Source organism: Neolewinella agarilytica (assembly GCF_900110645.1).
Lineage (GTDB): Bacteria > Bacteroidota > Bacteroidia > Chitinophagales > Saprospiraceae > Neolewinella > Neolewinella agarilytica.
Map to the genome: position 1 here is coordinate 202,735 of NZ_FOFB01000007.1, position 17,782 is coordinate 220,516.

General features: G+C 54.8%; 17 protein-coding genes. 2 read left to right on the forward strand and 15 right to left on the reverse strand.

Features of this window, described 5'->3' with window-relative positions; all coding sequences use genetic code 11:
- Window positions 1-197: 197 nt before the first annotated feature.
- The 3 genes from BM123_RS08500 to BM123_RS08510 form a co-directional block, all read right to left on the reverse strand.
- A complete protein-coding gene (locus tag BM123_RS08500) occupies window positions 198-1,253 on the reverse strand; it encodes a response regulator (protein WP_090167277.1) in 1,056 nt (351 codons plus the stop codon).
- On the reverse strand, window positions 1,250-2,455 hold the full coding sequence (locus BM123_RS08505) for a PAS domain-containing sensor histidine kinase (RefSeq protein ID WP_090167279.1): 1,206 nt from the start codon (window positions 2,453-2,455) through the stop codon (window positions 1,250-1,252). Before BM123_RS08505 ends, BM123_RS08500 begins: the two co-directional genes overlap by 4 nt.
- Window positions 2,456-2,562: 107 nt before the next feature.
- Window positions 2,563-2,796, reverse strand: coding sequence for a hypothetical protein (locus tag BM123_RS08510; RefSeq protein WP_090167281.1), 234 nt, complete (start codon window positions 2,794-2,796; stop codon window positions 2,563-2,565).
- A gap of 468 nt (window positions 2,797-3,264) precedes the next feature.
- Between BM123_RS08510 and BM123_RS08520 the strand changes: the two genes are divergently transcribed.
- A complete protein-coding gene (locus BM123_RS08520) occupies window positions 3,265-3,618 on the forward strand; it encodes a carboxymuconolactone decarboxylase family protein (RefSeq protein ID WP_217642136.1) in 354 nt (117 codons plus the stop codon).
- On the opposite strand, the gene BM123_RS08525 is transcribed toward BM123_RS08520, so the two are convergent.
- From BM123_RS08525 to ccoS, 8 genes are all read right to left on the reverse strand, one after another.
- Entirely contained in the window at window positions 3,615-4,016 is a 402-nt protein-coding gene (locus tag BM123_RS08525; RefSeq protein ID WP_090167285.1) for a CBS domain-containing protein, read from the reverse strand. The genes BM123_RS08520 and BM123_RS08525 overlap by 4 nt on opposite strands.
- Window positions 4,017-4,100: 84 nt before the next feature.
- A complete protein-coding gene (locus tag BM123_RS08530; RefSeq protein WP_090167287.1) occupies window positions 4,101-4,787 on the reverse strand; it encodes a sulfite exporter TauE/SafE family protein in 687 nt (228 codons plus the stop codon).
- Between the two features lie 64 nt (window positions 4,788-4,851).
- Window positions 4,852-5,292 carry a FixH family protein gene (locus tag BM123_RS08535; RefSeq protein ID WP_175489302.1) on the reverse strand — a complete coding sequence of 147 codons (441 nt, stop codon included), beginning with the start codon at window positions 5,290-5,292 and terminating at the stop codon, window positions 4,852-4,854.
- A 7-nt stretch (window positions 5,293-5,299) separates the two neighbouring features.
- Window positions 5,300-6,877: a 4Fe-4S dicluster domain-containing protein gene (locus tag BM123_RS08540; RefSeq protein WP_090167291.1), complete on the reverse strand. Its 1,578-nt coding sequence runs from the start codon at window positions 6,875-6,877 to the stop codon at window positions 5,300-5,302.
- Between the two features lie 3 nt (window positions 6,878-6,880).
- Window positions 6,881-7,771 (reverse strand): cbb3-type cytochrome c oxidase N-terminal domain-containing protein, encoded by an 891-nt coding sequence (locus tag BM123_RS08545; protein WP_090167293.1) that lies wholly within the window; start codon window positions 7,769-7,771, stop codon window positions 6,881-6,883.
- A gap of 22 nt (window positions 7,772-7,793) precedes the next feature.
- Window positions 7,794-7,973: a hypothetical protein gene (locus tag BM123_RS08550; RefSeq protein ID WP_090167295.1), complete on the reverse strand. Its 180-nt coding sequence runs from the start codon at window positions 7,971-7,973 to the stop codon at window positions 7,794-7,796.
- Between the two features lie 6 nt (window positions 7,974-7,979).
- Complete coding sequence (ccoN, locus tag BM123_RS08555) at window positions 7,980-10,151, reverse strand: cytochrome-c oxidase, cbb3-type subunit I (protein ID WP_090167297.1); 2,172 nt, start codon at window positions 10,149-10,151, stop codon at window positions 7,980-7,982.
- Entirely contained in the window at window positions 10,135-10,302 is a 168-nt protein-coding gene (gene ccoS, locus BM123_RS08560) for a cbb3-type cytochrome oxidase assembly protein CcoS (RefSeq protein ID WP_090167299.1), read from the reverse strand. Before ccoS ends, ccoN begins: the two co-directional genes overlap by 17 nt.
- 120 nt (window positions 10,303-10,422) lie before the next feature.
- Here ccoS and BM123_RS08565 point away from each other — a divergent pair, with 120 nt between their 5' ends.
- Window positions 10,423-11,286, forward strand: coding sequence for a YitT family protein (locus BM123_RS08565; RefSeq protein WP_090167301.1), 864 nt, complete (start codon window positions 10,423-10,425; stop codon window positions 11,284-11,286).
- On the opposite strand, the gene BM123_RS08570 is transcribed toward BM123_RS08565, so the two are convergent.
- From BM123_RS08570 to BM123_RS08590, 4 genes are all read right to left on the reverse strand, one after another.
- Window positions 11,283-13,730 carry a heavy metal translocating P-type ATPase gene (locus BM123_RS08570; protein WP_090167303.1) on the reverse strand — a complete coding sequence of 816 codons (2,448 nt, stop codon included), beginning with the start codon at window positions 13,728-13,730 and terminating at the stop codon, window positions 11,283-11,285. The genes BM123_RS08565 and BM123_RS08570 overlap by 4 nt on opposite strands.
- A 3-nt stretch (window positions 13,731-13,733) precedes the next feature.
- The gene (gene hemN / locus BM123_RS08575) at window positions 13,734-15,083 is read right to left on the reverse strand and encodes an oxygen-independent coproporphyrinogen III oxidase (protein ID WP_090167335.1); all 1,350 of its coding nucleotides are present in this window, start codon (window positions 15,081-15,083) and stop codon (window positions 13,734-13,736) included.
- A 901-nt stretch (window positions 15,084-15,984) separates the two neighbouring features.
- Window positions 15,985-16,644: a beta/alpha barrel domain-containing protein gene (locus tag BM123_RS08585; RefSeq protein WP_090167307.1), complete on the reverse strand. Its 660-nt coding sequence runs from the start codon at window positions 16,642-16,644 to the stop codon at window positions 15,985-15,987.
- 69 nt (window positions 16,645-16,713) lie between these two features.
- Window positions 16,714-17,751: a sugar kinase gene (locus BM123_RS08590; protein WP_090167309.1), complete on the reverse strand. Its 1,038-nt coding sequence runs from the start codon at window positions 17,749-17,751 to the stop codon at window positions 16,714-16,716.
- Window positions 17,752-17,782: the final 31 nt, after the last annotated feature.

Consider the following 17,782-nt stretch of genomic DNA (forward strand, 5'->3'; position numbering starts at 1 on the left):
AGGCAATTTGCGCAACCTGGCTTTGTGAGCTGTTTGGGGAGTAAACAGCTCGCAGAGCCTCGTAACGCAGCACCGGCTTCAGCCGGCGGAAAGAGGCCCACCCTGCTTCATCCCGCCCCTCCCTGCATCCGTATATCTGGCAAGCTAAGTAACTAAGGGGGCCACCGAAATGTCTGCGCCCGATTTTCACCCAAAACTTACACCAACAAACTCCGCAAAGCCTCCGCCTGGTTGATGATAATGGCGCGCCCCTCCGTACGCAGCAGTCCGTCCTTTTTAAAATCGGACAGAGAGCGGATAACACTTTCTTTCGTAGAGCCGACCATTTGAGCGAGTTCCTCCCGGGAGAGTTCAATGGGCTCATCCGGGTATTTCTGATGAAGGTCACAGAGCACAAGTGCGGTGCGGCGGCGAACACTGTCGTAGGCCTGGTTGGCCAGTCGTTCTCCGTGTTCCACAACCTTGCCCGCCATGAGGTGCATGAGCGCTTCGGTAATCTGGCGGTCTCCGTTGATCATTTTCAGCAGGTCCGCCGCAGGAAGAAGACTTAGCTTTGTATCATCAGCAACCGCCTTAGCGGAATAGTGCAGCGGTGTTCCTTCCAGAACCGTCGGGACGCCGAATATCTCTCCCGGGCCAAGTTCTGCGATGATGTAATCCCTCCCGTACTCATGCGCCCGGCTCAGGTGGATGTGCCCGCTCTCGATGAGGTAGACAAAATGCGCCCGGTCTCCTTCCCGGTTTACGAGTTGATTGCGGTGGAATGTCTGTGACCGTCCTTTTTCTTTGAAGGATGCCTTCAGTCGCTCCGCCCCTCGCTCCGGGTCGCTGAGATGCGCGACGTCCTGCGGAGAATTCTCTACGGAACCTTTTCGTTGTTTCGCGCGGCGGAGCCGCAGCTGGATAACCTCCAGTAGTTCGTCTTTATAGAAGGGCTTGGTGATGTAGTCATCCGCACCGAGCATCATTCCCCGGCGAACATCCTCTGTTTCCGTCCGGGCAGTAATGAAGACAAAGGGCGTTCCTGCCGTTCGTTCATTCTCATTGAGGAGATTAAGAACGCCGTAGCCGTCCAGCTCGGGCATCATCACGTCGCAAAGTATAATATCGGGCAGATGCTCAACAGCAAGTTTCACCCCTTCAATACCGTTGGGAGCCTCCCGAACGTCATAGCCGTAGAGCTCCAGTATCTCAACCAGGTTTTCCCGGACTTCTTCGTTGTCTTCTATGACCAGGATATTAGCTTTACTCATAATACAGAATTGTCTTGTGGAAGATGGACGGTGAAAGAGGATCCTTCGCCCAGTTTACTTGTGAACTCAATTCGCCCTCCCATCAAGCTAACGTAGTGATTAACGATGTTGAGCCCCAGGCCGGTGCCCTTTACGTTTTCAACGTTTCTGGCCCGGAAAAAGCGATCAAAGAGATGCGGCTGATCTTCTTCCGGGATACCAATGCCCTGGTCAAGAATGGTGATCGAGCAGTAGTCTTTCGTTCCTGCGGAACGAATGGTTACCGGCATACCCGGTGAGGAGTATTTAGCGGCATTAGAAATCAGGTTGATGAGCACATGACGGAGGAGTTTGGGGTCCGTCATCAGTGTTCGAGGTTCATCGGCCAGCTCCAGAATAACCTCCTGCCCTTCTTTAAACTGCCCTTCACTACTTTCCACGCTGGTAGAAATCAGCGCCCGTACATCAATTAACTTCGGTTTGCAGATCACTCGCCCCTGCTCCAGCTGAGAGAGGGAGAGAAAATCGTCCAGGACTTCCGTCAGCTGGTTGACGGCGTCTTTAATTCGATTGATGTGACGCTCCCGTTTGGGTTGCTGCTCCGGTTCTACGTAGAGCTCGATTAACTCTGCGGAGCTAAGTACCGTACTAAGGGGCGTCTTAAACTCGTGGCTGGCCATACTGAGGAAGCGGCTCTTCAACTCATTGAGTTCCCGCTCTTTGCCCAGGGCCAGCTTCAACTCAACTTCCCGCTGCCGCAGGGCGGCGGTGCGCTCTTTCACCTTGTTTTCCAGGTCAGCATTAAGTTTTTCGACTTCTTCCTTTGCTTTTCTGAAAGCACTAACGTCATGAAGAATGCCGGTATAGATGGTCCGTTCGTCTAGCTTGACCTCGCTTACGGCCAGTCGAAGGGGGAACTCATGTCCGTCCTTTCTCCTGCCGATCACATCACGACCAATACCAATAATATGCGGATCACCGGTTTCATGGTAGCGTTTGAGGTAACCATCGTGATGCGTACGGTCATATTGGGCCATGAGCATATTCACCTTTTGGCCCTGCATTTCTCCCGCGGCATAGCCAAACAGATCACAGGCAGCCTGGTTAACATTTTCGATGAAGCCGTCGGAACTCATGGTAATGATTCCATCCGTTGCCATCTCAAACAAGGCACGCAAACGCCGGGAATTTTCCTGGCTCATATCCTCGTCGGTAAAGTTCATTGACTGAATGCTTGTGGTTTGATGCAATTAGTAAACGGGCCCAAAAAAAAGTGCCCATCACGTTCTGTGATGGGCACAATATAATAACTTAAAAACCCCTTAGGTCATTAGGCTGCCTTCCGGCTCTGTTTAGGGGTGCTTTCAAGAGAGACAACAGTAGAAGAGTCGTCTTCTGACCCGGTATCGGGCAGAAAACTGACGCCCAATAGGGCGCTGAGGAAAAGCGGAAGGGCAACTAGTGCTAGTAGTGGCTGACCGACGAACAAACCAACGATGACGCAAGCCATCATGAGGAAGAAACGGAGGACAACCTTATCGAAAGAAAGAGCGAAGAAGCGCATGTTTTTGTGTTTTGTTGTATCACAAATATCGGCGCGCTTACCGTCGCTACTATTGACTAAACGCATCTTACGAACTGACATTAGTCATTTAGCTAAAGCAAAAAATTACCGCCAGGGAATAGCGGGGCAATTGAAAGTCCGTGCTGACTCATTAGGCCTACATGCGAGTTCACTTTTCGAGCGAGCGAAGGCAAATTTTGTTCTGAAGAAGGCACGAAGGGGGGAGCTCGCAACAATTCTGTTGGACAGGGCGCGGCCGCAGGTGCCGGCAAGGGTGATCAGCAAGGTGACCTGATAAACCCTGGTTCCCCTTGCTTTTCATCCTCCCCCTGGCATCCTGCGGTAGCGCCAACTGATCTAAATCATTAGCATGAATGACGCAGGTCAACGCCGGCAAAGCCAGCAATAAAGACATTTGAGCACATCCGAAAAAACTAAGCTGAAAGCTTACATAAACTCAACTATACAATGCAGAATTTCCCCGCCCGCTACGCAGAACTCAAAAAATCAATGGCTCAACTCGGGAAAGACATTCCTGCTACTATGGGCTCGTTCGGAGACCTCCATCGCAACAGTATGGTAACCGGTGCCCTCAGCTCAAAGCATAAAGAATTGATTGCCTTAGGTATCGCCATTACCGTACGTTGCGACGGATGCATCACCTATCACGTTCATGACGCCCTCAAGGCCGGTGCCAGCGCCAACGAAATTCTGGAAACCATCGGTGTTGCCGTCCTGATGGGTGGCGGCCCCTCCATGATGTATGGGTGTGACGCCGTAGAGGCTCTGAAGCAATTTCAGGAAGCCCGGCAGGCGGCCTAATAATCCGACAAGTCCACCTTCTCTGCGTCCATCAGTCGGATCAGGTCCAGGGTCGTCAGGATGCCAACGAGCTTTTCACCTTCCACTACGGGCAAGGCATGAAAGCGATTAAGAGCGAACAGGTTAGCGGCCGTCCGGACAGTATCGTCCGGCTCCAGCTTCGCCAGATGACTACTCATAATACTACTCACCGTCTGGCTGGCGTCATACTTCTCTACCACTTTGAGAAAATCCGCGTGGCTTAGAATACCCTCCAGCTTACCTTCGGGGGAGACTACCGGCAGGTGGTGGATACTGTGCTTATCGAGCAATTTCTTTGCTTCTCCAATGGGCGTAAATGCCGGTACCGTAATGAGCTCACTCGTCATCAGGGTCGAAACTTTGGTCAGTGGATTCATGGTTCTGCTTTTTTATTGATTCTTTTGTTGGTGAAGCGATGTTGCCTCCGTTCCTATCGTTCGGGAGGGTGGATTCCCGCCGCACTAATGGCACATTGGTGGAAATACCATGTCCTGAAAATTAGAGAAAGCAACGGGCATATGCGCGTTCCAACCTCTCCAGATCAGGAGTATTCCGGTAAGTGCCATGATGGCCGGCGTCCATTTATTGAGGTTGATCGAGCGAAAGGTCAGTAATCGTCGGCCGGCATAGAGTGTAGTGATTAGCAAGGGTAGCGTGCCGGCACCAAAGGCCAGCATGAAGGTTGCTCCGGTAAGTGGGTCCCCCATATTGGCTGCCGCGATAACGGCCAGGTAAACCAGGCCACAGGGCAGCAGTCCATTGCAGCAGCCAATACCAAACTGAGCCACTGCTCCCTGCTGCTTAATGAAACGCCCCATCGTTGACCGCAGCCAAAACTGAAACCTCGCATAGGCGGGTATTTTCTGGAGCGCGTCTCCGGGATCAAGCTTCAGATAGGCCAGCAAGAGCAACAAACCGCCAGACAGGATCGCCATTACGCTCTGCGCATTCCATAACCGAAGGCCGAGGCCGAGGCTTCCCAGCAACACTCCCAGAAAAGCGTAGGTCAGCAATCGGCCGGCCTGATAGGCCAGCGGGCTGCGCCAGTCGGTTTGTCCTCCGTTTGCCGTCAGCATCAGCGATCCACACATACCCACACAGTGCAGGCTGCCGAAAAGACCAAGCGTGAAAGCAGAAAGGAGGTACATAGTTATCTTTTGTTGCCGACTGACCGCCGCAGGCAGACGCGAAGCGCACTCGGCGGTACAAGGATTAAACGTTCAGGTCAAACTCATCCAGATAATCTCGCCCACCGGCGGACCATTCCAGGATCAATTCGTACCGCCCGGGCTGCAGCCCGTCAGTGGAGAGATACATCTCTCCTTTATCATCCGTCGACAGCTGGATGAGACGGTCGTGTTTCTTACTGCTGGGCCGGTAAAACTGCAGTGTTCCGCTCACTTTCGGCCCTGCTTCCCGGGGAAAGGAGATCCGATAGGCACCGGACTCTTTGTCCAGGCTTACCGCCGTTGTCAGGTTGATACTATTCTGACGCCGGTCGTATTCCTGTTGGTAGGCGATGTCTTTAGCGTAGTATTCTTCCGTGACCAGACTGTTATCAAAGCCCGTACTTTTAATCACCACAATGATCAGTACAGCGACAAAAAAGGAATAGAAGAGGAAGATGCCGTGTCCCCAATTGAAAGTTGCCATTGGTCTATTATTTAGGGTGAAGGAAGCTGGTGGAAATCGTTTCGAGTTGTTCATCACCGGACCAGACACCGATGGTGAGTTCGTCCGGAAAATCTCCGGCGGGCACATCGATGAAGAGCGCTCCTTCGGTAACTTCTCCGGGTTGCGCTACGGGGGCGGAGCCGATGGCCCGCACCTTAGCCCCGCTCACATTCATCACCTCAAAGCGCAGGGAAAGCTCTTTGCCCGTCTTATTGACGACCTGGTAGGTGTATAAGTTATTCAATGAGCCGTCGGCGTTCTCCTGATACAGCGTTCCGGGAGTTCGCAGCAGGATGACGTCCAGGCCATCGCGGCTTCCCAGCATCACAACATTAAGGATGATGAGTGCCAGCAAAACAACGGAATAGGCAATGACTCTTGGGGTCCAGATTTTCCGCTCACCACGGGCAACACCAGCCTCGCTGTCGTAGCGAATCAGGCCCCGTGGCCGGTCAATTTTATCCATCACCGCATCACAGGCATCAATACAGGCGGTGCAGTTGATGCACTCCATTTGGATGCCGTTGCGAATATCAATACCCGTGGGGCACACCTGGACGCAGAGGGTACAGTCAATACAGTCTCCAATCGTTTTTGGCGTCTCGGCGACGAGTGAAACCGTGCCGTCATCCGAAAATGCAAGGGGCGCTTTCGCAGGTACAGGGGATGGTTTTGACGCATCATGTTTTCCGGCGGCCAGCGCTGCCTCCATCCGGTGGACCATCTGGTCGCCGCAGCTGTCTTTTCCGTCACGGCAGTTTTCGCAGTCCGTACAACTGCTCTTCTTGGGTTTACCTTTCCGGATTTTGCCGCGGGGCTCCCCGCGCTCATAGTCATAGATAACGTTGACACTGTCTTCATCCAGCAACACCCCCTGGAGGCGTCCGTAGGGGCAGATGGCGATGCATACCTGCTCCCGCATATTCGCAAAGACGAAGTAAAAGACACCAATAAAGATTACAATCGCTATAAAACCACCCGGTGCCGACAGCGGGGATTGGCTCACGGTGGCGATGACTTCATCCGTTCCGATGATGTAGGCCAAAAAAGTGTGCGCAATCAACGCTGCGACCAGCAGGAACAAAGCCTGTTTCGTGACCTTCTTACGTATCTTTTCCGGCGTCCATGGTGCTTTTGCCAGCTTCCGCTGGGCGTTGGCGTCGCCCTCGATCCAGTATTCAATCTTACGAAAGACCATTTCCATGAAGATCGTCTGGGGGCATACCCAACCACAGAATATCCGTCCAAATACTACGGTAAACAGGGCGATAAACACTACTGCGGTGATCATCAGTATCGCCAGATACTGAAAGTCCTGCGGCGAGAACAGCATGCCCAGCAGGATGAACTTCCGTTCCAGCACGTTGAGCATAATGATGGGCTCGCCACCAACCCTGATCCACGGCAGGCCGAACAATATAGCCAGCAGCAGGTAACTCAGGTAGGTCCGCCAGTTGTAGTAACGGCCTGCCGGACGCTTGGGGTAGATCCAATTCCGCTTCCCGTCTGCATCGACGGTTGCAATGGTGTCCCTGAAACTGCCTTGTTCCTGCTTCTTGCTCATGACTTATTTTGACGAGGTGACTTCCGTTTCTTCCGCGCTACGATCGTAGGGCTCTCCCTGCGGGTCCTTTGGGTTAGCCGGGCTGGTTCCTTCCAAACTGATGATATAGCTGGCGACCTCCTGCATGGCCGAAGGGCGGAGTTCTGACTTCCAGGGTATCATCCCTTTCTCTGGCACACCATTTTTGATGGTCTTGAAGATGTCTCCGATGGAGCCACCGTGGAGCCAGTAACTATCCGTGAAATTGGGGCCGATGCCTCCTTCCCCTTCCTTACCGTGACAGACGGCACACTTCGAGTCAAAGATGATCTTACCGTTGCTGAGCGCATCAGCATCCGCCAGATAGGTCACATTCGTTTCATCCACCGCGTTTTTCTGGGTTGCCAGGTAGGCTTTCACCTCCTCGGCAGCGACTTCCATCTCTACGGCGTATGCCTCCCGGGAGCTCATTGCATAATCCGAAAAGTGAACGGCGTAAATATAGATGGGCGCGAAGGCCATCGAGATGTAAAAGACGCCCTTCCACCAGGGTGGAAGGTTATTGTCCAGTTCCTGCACGCCGTCATAGTCATGATCCAGCAGAAAATCCTGCTCTTTTTCCAGAGGGACGTAGTCCGTCATCCGGTCATAGACTTTTTTCCACCAGGGGATAGTCGGCGCTACGGCTTCTATCCCGACTTCTTTGAGAATTTCAGGGTCCACCTTTGCCAGCAACCTGGCCTTCTGCATTTGCACCAGGGAGTTACTGAGGTTCATGATTGACCATCCGCCAGCGAAGAGCACCAGCAGGATCATGGTAAAGAGCAGTTTTTCCAGCGGAGAGAGCGCGTCAAATAAACCGGTACTTACCGCTTCCGGAACAGCCGTCTCAACTTGTAATAACAGGTAGTTCATTATATAGTGGTTTCTCGGTTAATCAATTATCATCAGTCGTGGGGTAGCTATCCACCAATGGTTGGTTCGCGACCTCTTCATAGCTCCTGCGTCCGCGCCCGAAAACCATCACTAAGGCGATGCTGAACACGATGAAAAACGTTAGTAGGGCCATGATGGCCAGCCAGTTGATGCCGGCGTCTTGGAGAAGGTACTTTGCCATGATTATTTACTTTTTGGTGGAGGTAGCTTGTGGGCGTGTTTTGATGTCGGTACCGAGGCGTTGCAGGTAAGCGATGAGGGCTACGATTTCCCGTTCTTCCAGCTCTTCATCCTCGATGCCCTGATCTCTAAGGCTGGCGGCGATTTCCGCAGCCTGCTTCCGAAGATCATTGATCGCTTCGTTTTCGTAGCCTTCAGCGTAGGGGGTGCCGAGCATGCGCAAAGCATTAATCTTTGCTGCCAGCTGGTTGGTATTCAGCTTTTTCTCCAGCATCCAGTCGTAGGGAGGCATGATACTTCCCGGGCTGGTAGACTGTGGGTTTTCCATGTGGCGATAGTGCCAGCTGTCAGGATACTTACCCCCTAATCGGTGTACATCCGGTCCGGTCCGCTTACTACCCCAGAGGTGAGGCCGGTCGTAGATGAATTCACCCGACATGGAATACTGTCCGTAGCGTTCCGTCTCCGAGCGGAAAGGACGAATCATCTGGCTGTGACAGTTATTACAACCATCGCGGATGTAAATATCCCGTCCTTCAAGTTCAAGTGGAGTATAGGGCATCACTGCCGCAATCTTTGGCACGTTATCTTCTACCATCACCATCGGGAAGACTTCCGCCAGGCCGCCAATCAACACAACGATTGTAGAACCAACGAGCAGCTGAACGGGCCGGCGCTCGATCCAACGGTGCCAGTATTCTCCTTTGTGTCCGCCGGGGCTGGCAGCCAGTGGTGGTGCAGCAGCGGGCTCGTCATTAGCAAACTCTCCCTGCTTAACGGTCTTGATCAGGTTGTAAATCATCAGAATGACACCGATCAGGTAAATCGTTCCACCCAATGCACGGAGCTTATACATTGGCAGAATGGCGCTAACTGTTTCCAGGAAGTTACCGTACTGAAGCAGGCCATCAGGCGTGAACTGCTTCCACATAGAACTTTGTGTCCAGCCGGCAACGTAGAGTGGCACTGCGTAGAAAAGCGTACCCAGGGTAGCAATCCAGAAGTGGGCGTTAGCCAGTTTTGTGCTAAAGAGTTTCGTATTGAAGATGCGGGGAATGATGTAATAAAGCACCCCGAAGGTGAGCATACCGTTCCAGCCCAGGGTACCAATGTGTACGTGACCTACCGTCCAGTCCGTGTAGTGACTGATCGCATTGACACTCTTGATGGAAAGTAACGGACCTTCCAGCGTAGCCATACCATAAGCGGTAACGGCTACTACCATCATTTTCAGAACGGGGTCTTCCCGAACCTTGTCCCAGGCTCCCCGCAGGGTGAGCAGACCGTTCAACATACCGCCCCAACTTGGTGCGATGAGCATGAGGCTGAAGACCATACCCAGGCTCTGCGCCCAGTCCGGAAGACTGGTATACAACAAGTGGTGAGGGCCGGCCCAGATGTAAATAAAGATCAGTGCCCAGAAGTGAATGATCGACAGCCGGTAACTGAACACAGGACGGTTAGCCGCCTTGGGCAGGAAGTAGTACATCAGGCCCAGGTAAGGAGTAGTGAGGAAGAACGCTACCGCGTTGTGGCCATACCACCATTGTATCAATGCATCCTGCACCCCGGCAAAAACGGGGTAGCTTTTGGTGAGGCTTACGGGAAGCTCCAGGCTGTTACCAACGTGTAAGACCGTCACCGTTACCCAGGTCGCGATAAAGAACCAGATGGCCACGTAGAGGTGGCGCTCCCGGCGCTTCATGATGGTCATAAACATGTTGATCCCGAATACGATCCATATCAGAGCAATACCGATATCTATCGGCCACTCCAGTTCGGCATATTCTTTACTGGTGGTAATTCCCAGGGGAAGGGTTATGGCCGCCGCCAGAATGATGGCCTGCCAGCCGTAGAAGTGAATGGCGCTGAACAGATCAGACCACATCCTGGTCTTCAACAATCGCTGAAGGCTGTAGTAAACCCCCATAAAAATGCCGTTGCCCACAAAAGCAAAAATCACCGCATTCGTGTGCAGTGGACGAATACGGCCGAAAGTCGTTTCTGCCGTAAAATTCAGCGAAGGGTAGATCATCTGCAGAGCAGCCAGGAGGCCGGCAGTCATACCGATTAACCCCCAGAAAGCCGTCGCATAGGCGAAGCGCTTTACCGAAAGGTTGTCATAAGCAAATTGCTCCAGCGTAGTGGACGGTGCAGCGCTGCTAGTCGTTTGGGTCATCGTTAGATGGTTTGGGGTCCTCAAATAAAATTCTGATGGCGGGAGTCACTTCGTCATCATACTGTCCGGTTCCCACTGCCCAGAAGAAGGCCAGCAGAAAACCAACGGCCACCAACAGGCTAAGTAAAATGAGTAGTAAGATGACGGTCATGACGGTTGTCCTTTATGTCCGCAAGGTCCGATGACCAGCCCGCTGGTGAAATGAGGCAATTCACCCATGCCGGTGATATATATCATCTTTGGGCTAGTTATTCCGTAATCCCCCCGTTCTATGAAAAATGCCAACTGGCTTACAAGCTATTTTTTTGACGGCCTCTTTATCGTCATCGGCGTATTCTGCGCTGCTTTTGGTTTCAAGGGCTTCCTCCTTCCCGCTCAGTTTATTGACGGGGGCGTTACGGGTATTTGTCTCCTGATTACCGAGACCGTCGGCTGGCCACTGTGGCTGCTGCTGCTCCTCATCAATATTCCTTTCCTCTTTCTGGCGCAGACTGTGATCGGCAGAGTCTTTGCCATAAAAACCGGACTGGCCATCGTCCTGCTTTCCATCGTTGTTCTCATTGTTCCTTTTCCCATTCTAACCGACGACAAGCTACTCGTCTCCGTTTTCGGCGGCTTTTTCCTCGGCACGGGGGTGGGGCTGTCCATGCGGGGTGGCAGTGTACTGGACGGCACCGAGGTGCTGGCCGTTTACCTCAGCCGGCGACTGGGGGCCAAGGTGAGTGACTGGGTCATCATCATTAATGTTCTCATTTTCATTGCCGCCGCCACCCTGCTGTCGATCGAACAATCGCTCTACTCTCTGCTCACCTATCTGGTGGCCTCCAAAGCCCTTGACTTCATCATTGATGGAGTAGAGGAATACACCGGCATTACCATCATCAGCTCAGGCAACGAGCAAATTGCGGGATCCCTGATCGATGAGGCCCAATGCGGTGTCACCATCCTCACCGGCCAGGGTGGCTACGGGGAGCGGGGAATGGCGGAGACCACCACCGTTCTTTACGTCGTCGTTACCCGGCTGGAGATCAATAAGGTGACAAAAATCATTCAGCGACTGGACCCGGAGGCCTTCATCACCATGACGAGCATCAGCGATGTCTACGGTGGCATGGTAAAAAAACGACCGCTTTAGGCAGCTTCCCAACGATAAATCAGGCTCGCCCCCAGGCTGGCCACCAGCACAACGGTGATGGAGCTTAGCGGCATCAGAATGGCCGCCACGACGGGGCTCAGCGTTCCGGTAACGGCGTAGCTCAGGCCGATCGCGTTGTAGAGAAAGGCGATGCCGTAAGTGAGCCAAAGCACTATTCGGGCGCGGCCGCAGGTGCTAAGGAGCTTGTTTAAGCCGCCGATCCGGCTTCCCGTCAGGATACCATCACAGGCCGGGCTGAAGCGGGCTTCCTCATCACTGATCGCCAGGCCTACGTCGGCGGCAGCCAGGGCCCCGGCGTCGTTCAGGCCATCGCCGACCATGAGCACTTTGTCTCCGGCAGACTGCAGCCGATGGATAAAGGCCTGCTTGTCAAAGGGAGACATGTTGAAGTGAACGTTCTCCGCTGGGAAGTGATCAGACCAAAAGTCCGTCTGCGGAGCCTGGTCGCCGGAGAGCAGGTAAACGGAGCCGCGTTTCCGGAGTTGCGCCAGCAACTTGTCCGCACCGGGGCGGAGGTGGATGGCCGCAGGCTCCAGTGCCAGGAGTGCCTTCCCATTCCAGCAGGCGTAGGTACGTCCGTCGTCTTCGCCCAGGCCACAGAAGGAGGCTTTACCGATGCGGTATTCGTCTCCCGATTGAGAGAGACTCAGGCCGGCACCGATGTGTTCCTGGCAGGGAAAACGCGCTGCGTTTTCCATAGCCCCTCTCCCCCGGAGAGGGGTGAGCTGCGCTGCTGACTCTGTCGGTGGGGAGAGGTTTCCTATTTCTCTCAGCAAAGCCAAACTCTTAGGATGAGAGGAGCTCTCCGCCATCTGCCTGAAAACAGCCCATTGATCATCCGTCACTTCCGACAAAAGAGTAAGCGGTTGCTGCTCCCCCTCCCCTACCAACGTTCCGGTTTTGTCGAACACAAAAGTGTTTACCTCCGCCATGCGGGTGATCACCCCCGGGCCACGGAGGTAGCAGCCCGCACGGCCAAAGAGCCGCTGCAAGGAACCATAAGCGAAAGGGGCCGCCAGCGCCAGGGCGCAGGGGCAGGCAATGATCAGCACCGCCGTAGCGGCCCGATAGGCCAGGGAGGAATCTTCCGCCCACCAGTAGCCAAAGGTTACTGCGGCCAGCAGCAATACCCCCGCCGTAAAGTAGCGGATCAGGCCCTCCGCAGGTTGGACATTATTGTCGTCGGTCTTCTCTCCGCTCTCCTGCCATAACTGAAGCAGGTAACTCTGAGAAACGGTCTTACTCACCTTAATGGAGAGTACAGAAGTGGTCGCTCGCCCGCCGGCAAAAACGGCCTGCCCGGCCAGGGCGGGCCGTGGGTCTGCCTCGCCCGTTACGAAGGAGTAGTCGATGCCGGACTGCCCATCCTGCAGCAGGGTTCCGTCAGTCGGGATGAGTTGCCCGGGGCGGACGAGAATGCGGTCTCCCGCCAGCAGATCTTCGCTGGCGACCGGCTCGCTGTCACCGTTGGGCAGCAGGCGGTGGGTCGCGATGGGAAAATAGTCGCGGTAATCCCGGTCAAAGTTCAGCCGGGCAAAAGTGTAAGACTGGAACCAGCGGCCGATGAGCAGAAAGAACACCAGCCCGGCCAGGCTGTCGAGATAACCCGGCCCGGTGGCTGAGAGAATTTCGTAGAGGGAGCGGAGAAATAAGGCCGCCATCCCCAGTGAGATGGGTACGTCAATGGTAACCCGCCGGGCCCGGAGGCCGGCCCAGGCCGTCTTGAAAAAGCCAGTGCCCGCATAAAACATGACCGGAAGACTGAGGGCCAGCAGCAGGTAACCCATGGCTCCTTCAACTCCCCCTGCACCTGCGGCAGCGGCCATTCCAAAGTATTCCGGGAAGCTCAGCAACATGATGTTGCCAAAACAAAAACCCGCCACCCCGATGCGATAGATCAACGAGCGGTTCTCCATTTTTTTGCCCTCCCCGTCGCGGTGCGTCTGAAAATGCGGCGGATAACCGATGCGGGTGAGCCATTCGGCTACCTGGCGAAGACTCGTCTCCTGCGGATCAAAATTAATCACCGCCTGCTTGCGGGTAACGTCTATTTTGACGGACCGGATGCCCCCTTCCAACTGCGGTAATCGTTCCAGCAACCATACGCAGGAAGCACAGTGAATGGCCGGCAATTCCATCTCTACGTGGCACTGGCGGTCATCTTGATAGCGGATAAAGCGGCCGGCCAGCTTATCGAGGTCCAGCCAGGAATAATCCCGGGCCGTTTGCCCACGCTGGGCCCTGCCGGCGTCTTTGTCCAGGAGGTAAAAGTCGCCCAGATTGTTGGCCTGCAGAATCTCATATACTGACTGGCAGCCCTGGCAGCAGAAGCTCAAATTACCCACCGGCACGGTGGCCGGCGGGCAAGGATCGCCACAGTGGGCACACTCGACTTTAGTATTTATGACTGGCTCTTTTCCCACCGGTTAAATGGCTTTACTAAAGGTGGTGTTCTGTGGTTGGCGGTTCCAGTAGTGATCGTCCAGGGGAAGACAAACATTGCGCAAGAAGGGCTTGCCGGCGGGCAGTACTTCCACCCGGTAGGGCGAGCGCACCAGAATGCCGTCGGTGGCCATATCGTTCCACTGCAAGACGGCTCTTTCCAGGGCTTCGCAGCGCATCGTTTCGGCTTTCCACTCGGTGTAACCCTGGCACATCAGGTTGAGGATATGTCGGCGGACTTTTTGCTCCGACTCCGTTAATTCATGCCCCTTAATGATGGGCAGCCGATCTTCTACGAGGACAATCTGCTGGTAGGTTTCCACCTTTTTTTCGTTTTGGACGTACATATCCCAGCTGTCTCCGATGGAGGAGCAGCCCAGGGCGATGGTCACCGGCGAATCCGCCGTCGTGTAGCCCATGAAGTTGCGGTGCAGCCGCCCGCTTTGGTGGGCTTTGCTCAGCTCGTCTTCGGGCAGGGAGAAGTGATCGAGGCCAATGTCCTGGTATCCGGCTTCTTCCAGCAGGTCGCGGCCGGTAGCGTAGAGGTTCCATTTATCGCGCCCCTGGGGCAGGTCTTTTTCGGAGTAGGCGCGCTGCCCGGGGCTCACCCAGGGTACGTGGGCGTAGCCGTAGAAGGCAATGCGCTCCGGGCGCATCTCGCGGATCTTATTGACGGTGTAGATGATATCCCGCTGGTCTTGGGTTGGCAAGCCATAAATAACATCGAAGTTGATCGATGTGTACCCCAGCGCCCGGGCGTCATTGACCGTTCGGGTCACGTCCTCCTCCGATTGATCCCGGTTGATGATCCGGAGAATCTCCGGATTGAAATCCTGAATCCCGATGCTGATGCGCCGAAACCCGCGCGCGGCCAGTGTTTCCAGGTGCTCAAAGGTGGTACTGTTAGGATGTGCTTCAAAACCGAAACTATGGTCTTCCGCTACGTCAACGTGCTCCAGAATGCCGTCGATCAAGTGCCCCAACATAGCCGGAGAGAAGAAAGTGGGCGTCCCCCCGCCCAGGTGTAACTCCTTCAGCCTCGGGCGGCGCTTCAGCCCCCGGAGGTAAATCCGAAACTCCGCCAGCACCGCTTCGATGTAGGGGTGCTCCACGCTGTGATTCTTCGTGATCCGCTTGTTGCAACCACAATAAGTACAGAGTTTTTCACAGAAGGGCAGATGCACGTAGAGGCTTACTTCCTCGTTCTCTTCCATCCTCCGGTTAATGGCCGATAGCCAGCGTTCCTGTTCGGGTATCTGCTCTTGCCAGTAAGGAACGGTGGGATAACTCGTGTATCGGGGAACCGGACGGTTGTATTTGCTGATTAAGGGCACGGGGTAATTCGTTTGGCCCAAAGGTGAGGGAAAAGGCTTAGCTCGTAAATGACATCCCGCAGAGGCAAAAATGATATATGTCACTTTTGTCCCGTCGGCTGGCGGCGTAAGCGCCCTCCGGGCGCGACCGGCCAAAGCGGCTTCCAGCCGCGCTACCCTTCCACAGGGATTAGAGGAATAGGATTTTTTGGGGGGGGGGGTGAGATTGGGCGTCCCGTTAAATGGTGGACTTTTCGGCTCGGTCGACAACGAAAACTTCAATAACGAAAACAAGACCGTGAACGGCCTTGCTACGAGAGGCGGGCCTCCGGCCCTGGTGGGTTGGTCGGCGGTATGCTGCAGGTCATTTGTGCGCCTGAATACCCGGGGAGTAGGATTGGGATAGGATTTTTAGGATAGCCTGCCAGCACACACTTAGTCCCGGAAGGGACGTCTACCGTAGCGATGGCTGACCGAAGGGCCAACGGCCCGGAGGGAACCCATCGCGCATGGAAGGAAGCCAACCACCCGGAGGGACCTCATCATCCCCTCCCCTTGCTGCTCAAAAAACTCCCACAGCACCTGCGGTCCCGCGCACAAAAAGCGCCCCAGATACCGCTTCTCTCCGTCCGAAAACTGAAGCAAGTACATGCCCCTGGGCAGTCCGGCTACGGGGATAGAAATGGTCTTGCCGGGATAACGGAAGCTGCTGGGGCCCGTAAACCTCGCAATAGTCTTCCGGAGAACGAGAGCATCCTGGGCATAGAAGGTCGTGGCTGGCGCCAGGAAAAGCTTTCATGCCATCTAAGGACTTCTCTTTTGGCGCGCACGCAGGTGCAAAGGGCAGGATAAAGGAGCCGGGGAAGCAGCTGCCGGTCAATTGTAGTCATGACGGACAACCCATTCCCCAGCTCCTTACCTGTTACCCTTTTGCCTCTGCAACTAAAGCCAGGCACTCCGCCGCCAGGGCTTGCATGCCTTTGTAGTCGCCATTGGCGAGCAGGTCTTTGCGCAGCAGTCCGGAGCCCATGCCCACCGCTACGGCCCCTTCGCCGAACCAACGGCCAAGGTTTTCCGCATTGGGCGCAACGCCTCCGGTCACCATCACACTCGTCCAGGGAGACGGTGCCAGCAGCGATTTGATGAAGCCCTTCGCTACGGCGTTGCCGGGGAAGCACTTCACAATCTCCGCACCGAGGCTCTCCGCCCGGCCAATCTCGGAGGGCGTAAAGCAACCCGGCATCCAACCGATCTTACGTCGGTTGCAAATGGGAGCAATCTCTTCCACCAGCATGGGGCTGACGATAAAGTCCGCACCGAGTTGAATGTACAGCGCAGCCGTTGGCGCATCCACCACGGAGCCTACGCCCAGGGCGAGGTCCGGGTAGTTGGCCCGGCAGTGCTCCGCCATGAGGTCGAACACTTTGTGTGCCCCTACCCCACGGTTGGTATATTCAAAGCTTCGGAGGCCACCGGCATAAATGGCGTCGATGACTTTTTTGGCTTTATCGACCTCGTCAATGTAGGCCAATGGTACAATGGCCTGGTCGAGGACGGTCTTATATACTTCTAATCGTTTCATTATTTGCTTTTGTACCGCCGGCTTCAGCCGGCGGTTTATTTATCCACCGACTGAAGTCGGCGCTACAAACTAGCGGCTCACGCGGCCACTTCCGTCACCATCCATGAGTGCCATAACCTCTTCCGGCGTTGCCAGGTTGGCGTCGCCAAAGATGGAATGCTTCAGAGCAGAAGCTGCTACGGCAAAGCGCAGGGCTTTTGCGTCATCATCCGGCCAGGTCTGCAGGCTGTAGATGAGGCCTCCCATGAAGCTGTCTCCACCACCAACGCGATCCACGATGTGGCTCAGCTGGTAAGTTGGTGCGGTGTACATTTTCTCTCCGTCCCACATGACACCTGACCAGGTGTTGTGGCTGGCGGAGATGGATCCCCGCAGGGTGGTGATTACTTTCTTCGCTTTCGGGAAGCGCTTCATCAGTGCCTTACAAACGGGCAGGTAGGCCTCCGGGTCCATGGTGTCCCCTTTGGTAACGTCCACGCTCTCCGGGTGAATGTCAAAGTGCTTCTCTGCATCTTCCTCGTTGCCAAGGATGATGTCACAGTGCTCCACGAGTGCGGGCATGATTTCCTGAGGAGATTTGCCGTAGTTCCAGAGCTTTTTGCGGTAGTTCAGGTCGGTGCTGATGGTGATTCCCTTAGCGGAAGCCACCTTACAGGCTTCCAGGCAGGCATCGGCGGCGGTCTGGCTCAGGGCCGGGGTAATTCCCGTCCAGTGGAACCAATCAACGCCCTCGAAGACGGAATCCCAGTCGATTTCGCCGGGCTCGATGGTAGCCATGCCGGAGTGATCGCGGTCGTAGACGACCTTGGAGCCCCGCTGCATAGCGCCGGTCTCGAGGAAGTAAATACCGAGGCGTTCTCCACCACGAACAACGTGGCTGGTGTCTACGCCACGGCTTCGCAGCGCGTTTAGGGCGCAATCACCGATATCATTTTTGGGGAGGCGGGTAACGAAACGGGCGTCCATGCCGTAGTTAGCCAGTGTGACGGCAACGTTGGATTCACCACCGCCATAGATAACTTCAAAAGATGAAGCCTGAGAAAAACGTTTCCAGCCGGGAGGGCTGAGGCGAAGCATAATTTCGCCGAAGGTTACAATACGTGGCACGATAAAAAATTTTGGGTGCTAAAAAATTTGA

Excerpts from the sequence above, each read along its gene's own strand:
- ccoN (WP_090167297.1), bottom strand. The coding sequence starts at position 10,151 with ATGACCCAAACGACTAGCAGCGCTGCACCGTCCACTACGCTGGAGCAA.
- ccoS (WP_090167299.1), bottom strand. The coding sequence starts at position 10,302 with ATGACCGTCATCTTACTACTCATTTTACTTAGCCTGTTGGTGGCCGTT.
- BM123_RS08500 (WP_090167277.1), bottom strand. The coding sequence starts at position 1,253 with ATGAGTAAAGCTAATATCCTGGTCATAGAAGACAACGAAGAAGTCCGG.
- BM123_RS08545 (WP_090167293.1), bottom strand. The coding sequence starts at position 7,771 with ATGAACTACCTGTTATTACAAGTTGAGACGGCTGTTCCGGAAGCGGTA.
- BM123_RS08505 (WP_090167279.1), bottom strand. The coding sequence starts at position 2,455 with ATGAACTTTACCGACGAGGATATGAGCCAGGAAAATTCCCGGCGTTTG.
- BM123_RS08585 (WP_090167307.1), bottom strand. The coding sequence starts at position 16,644 with ATGAAACGATTAGAAGTATATAAGACCGTCCTCGACCAGGCCATTGTA.
- BM123_RS08520 (WP_217642136.1), top strand. The coding sequence starts at position 3,265 with ATGCAGAATTTCCCCGCCCGCTACGCAGAACTCAAAAAATCAATGGCT.
- BM123_RS08510 (WP_090167281.1), bottom strand. The coding sequence starts at position 2,796 with ATGCGCTTCTTCGCTCTTTCTTTCGATAAGGTTGTCCTCCGTTTCTTC.
- BM123_RS08530 (WP_090167287.1), bottom strand. The coding sequence starts at position 4,787 with ATGTACCTCCTTTCTGCTTTCACGCTTGGTCTTTTCGGCAGCCTGCAC.
- BM123_RS08525 (WP_090167285.1), bottom strand. The coding sequence starts at position 4,016 with ATGAATCCACTGACCAAAGTTTCGACCCTGATGACGAGTGAGCTCATT.
- BM123_RS08535 (WP_175489302.1), bottom strand. The coding sequence starts at position 5,292 with ATGGCAACTTTCAATTGGGGACACGGCATCTTCCTCTTCTATTCCTTT.
- BM123_RS08565 (WP_090167301.1), top strand. The coding sequence starts at position 10,423 with ATGAAAAATGCCAACTGGCTTACAAGCTATTTTTTTGACGGCCTCTTT.
- BM123_RS08540 (WP_090167291.1), bottom strand. The coding sequence starts at position 6,877 with ATGAGCAAGAAGCAGGAACAAGGCAGTTTCAGGGACACCATTGCAACC.
- BM123_RS08550 (WP_090167295.1), bottom strand. The coding sequence starts at position 7,973 with ATGGCAAAGTACCTTCTCCAAGACGCCGGCATCAACTGGCTGGCCATC.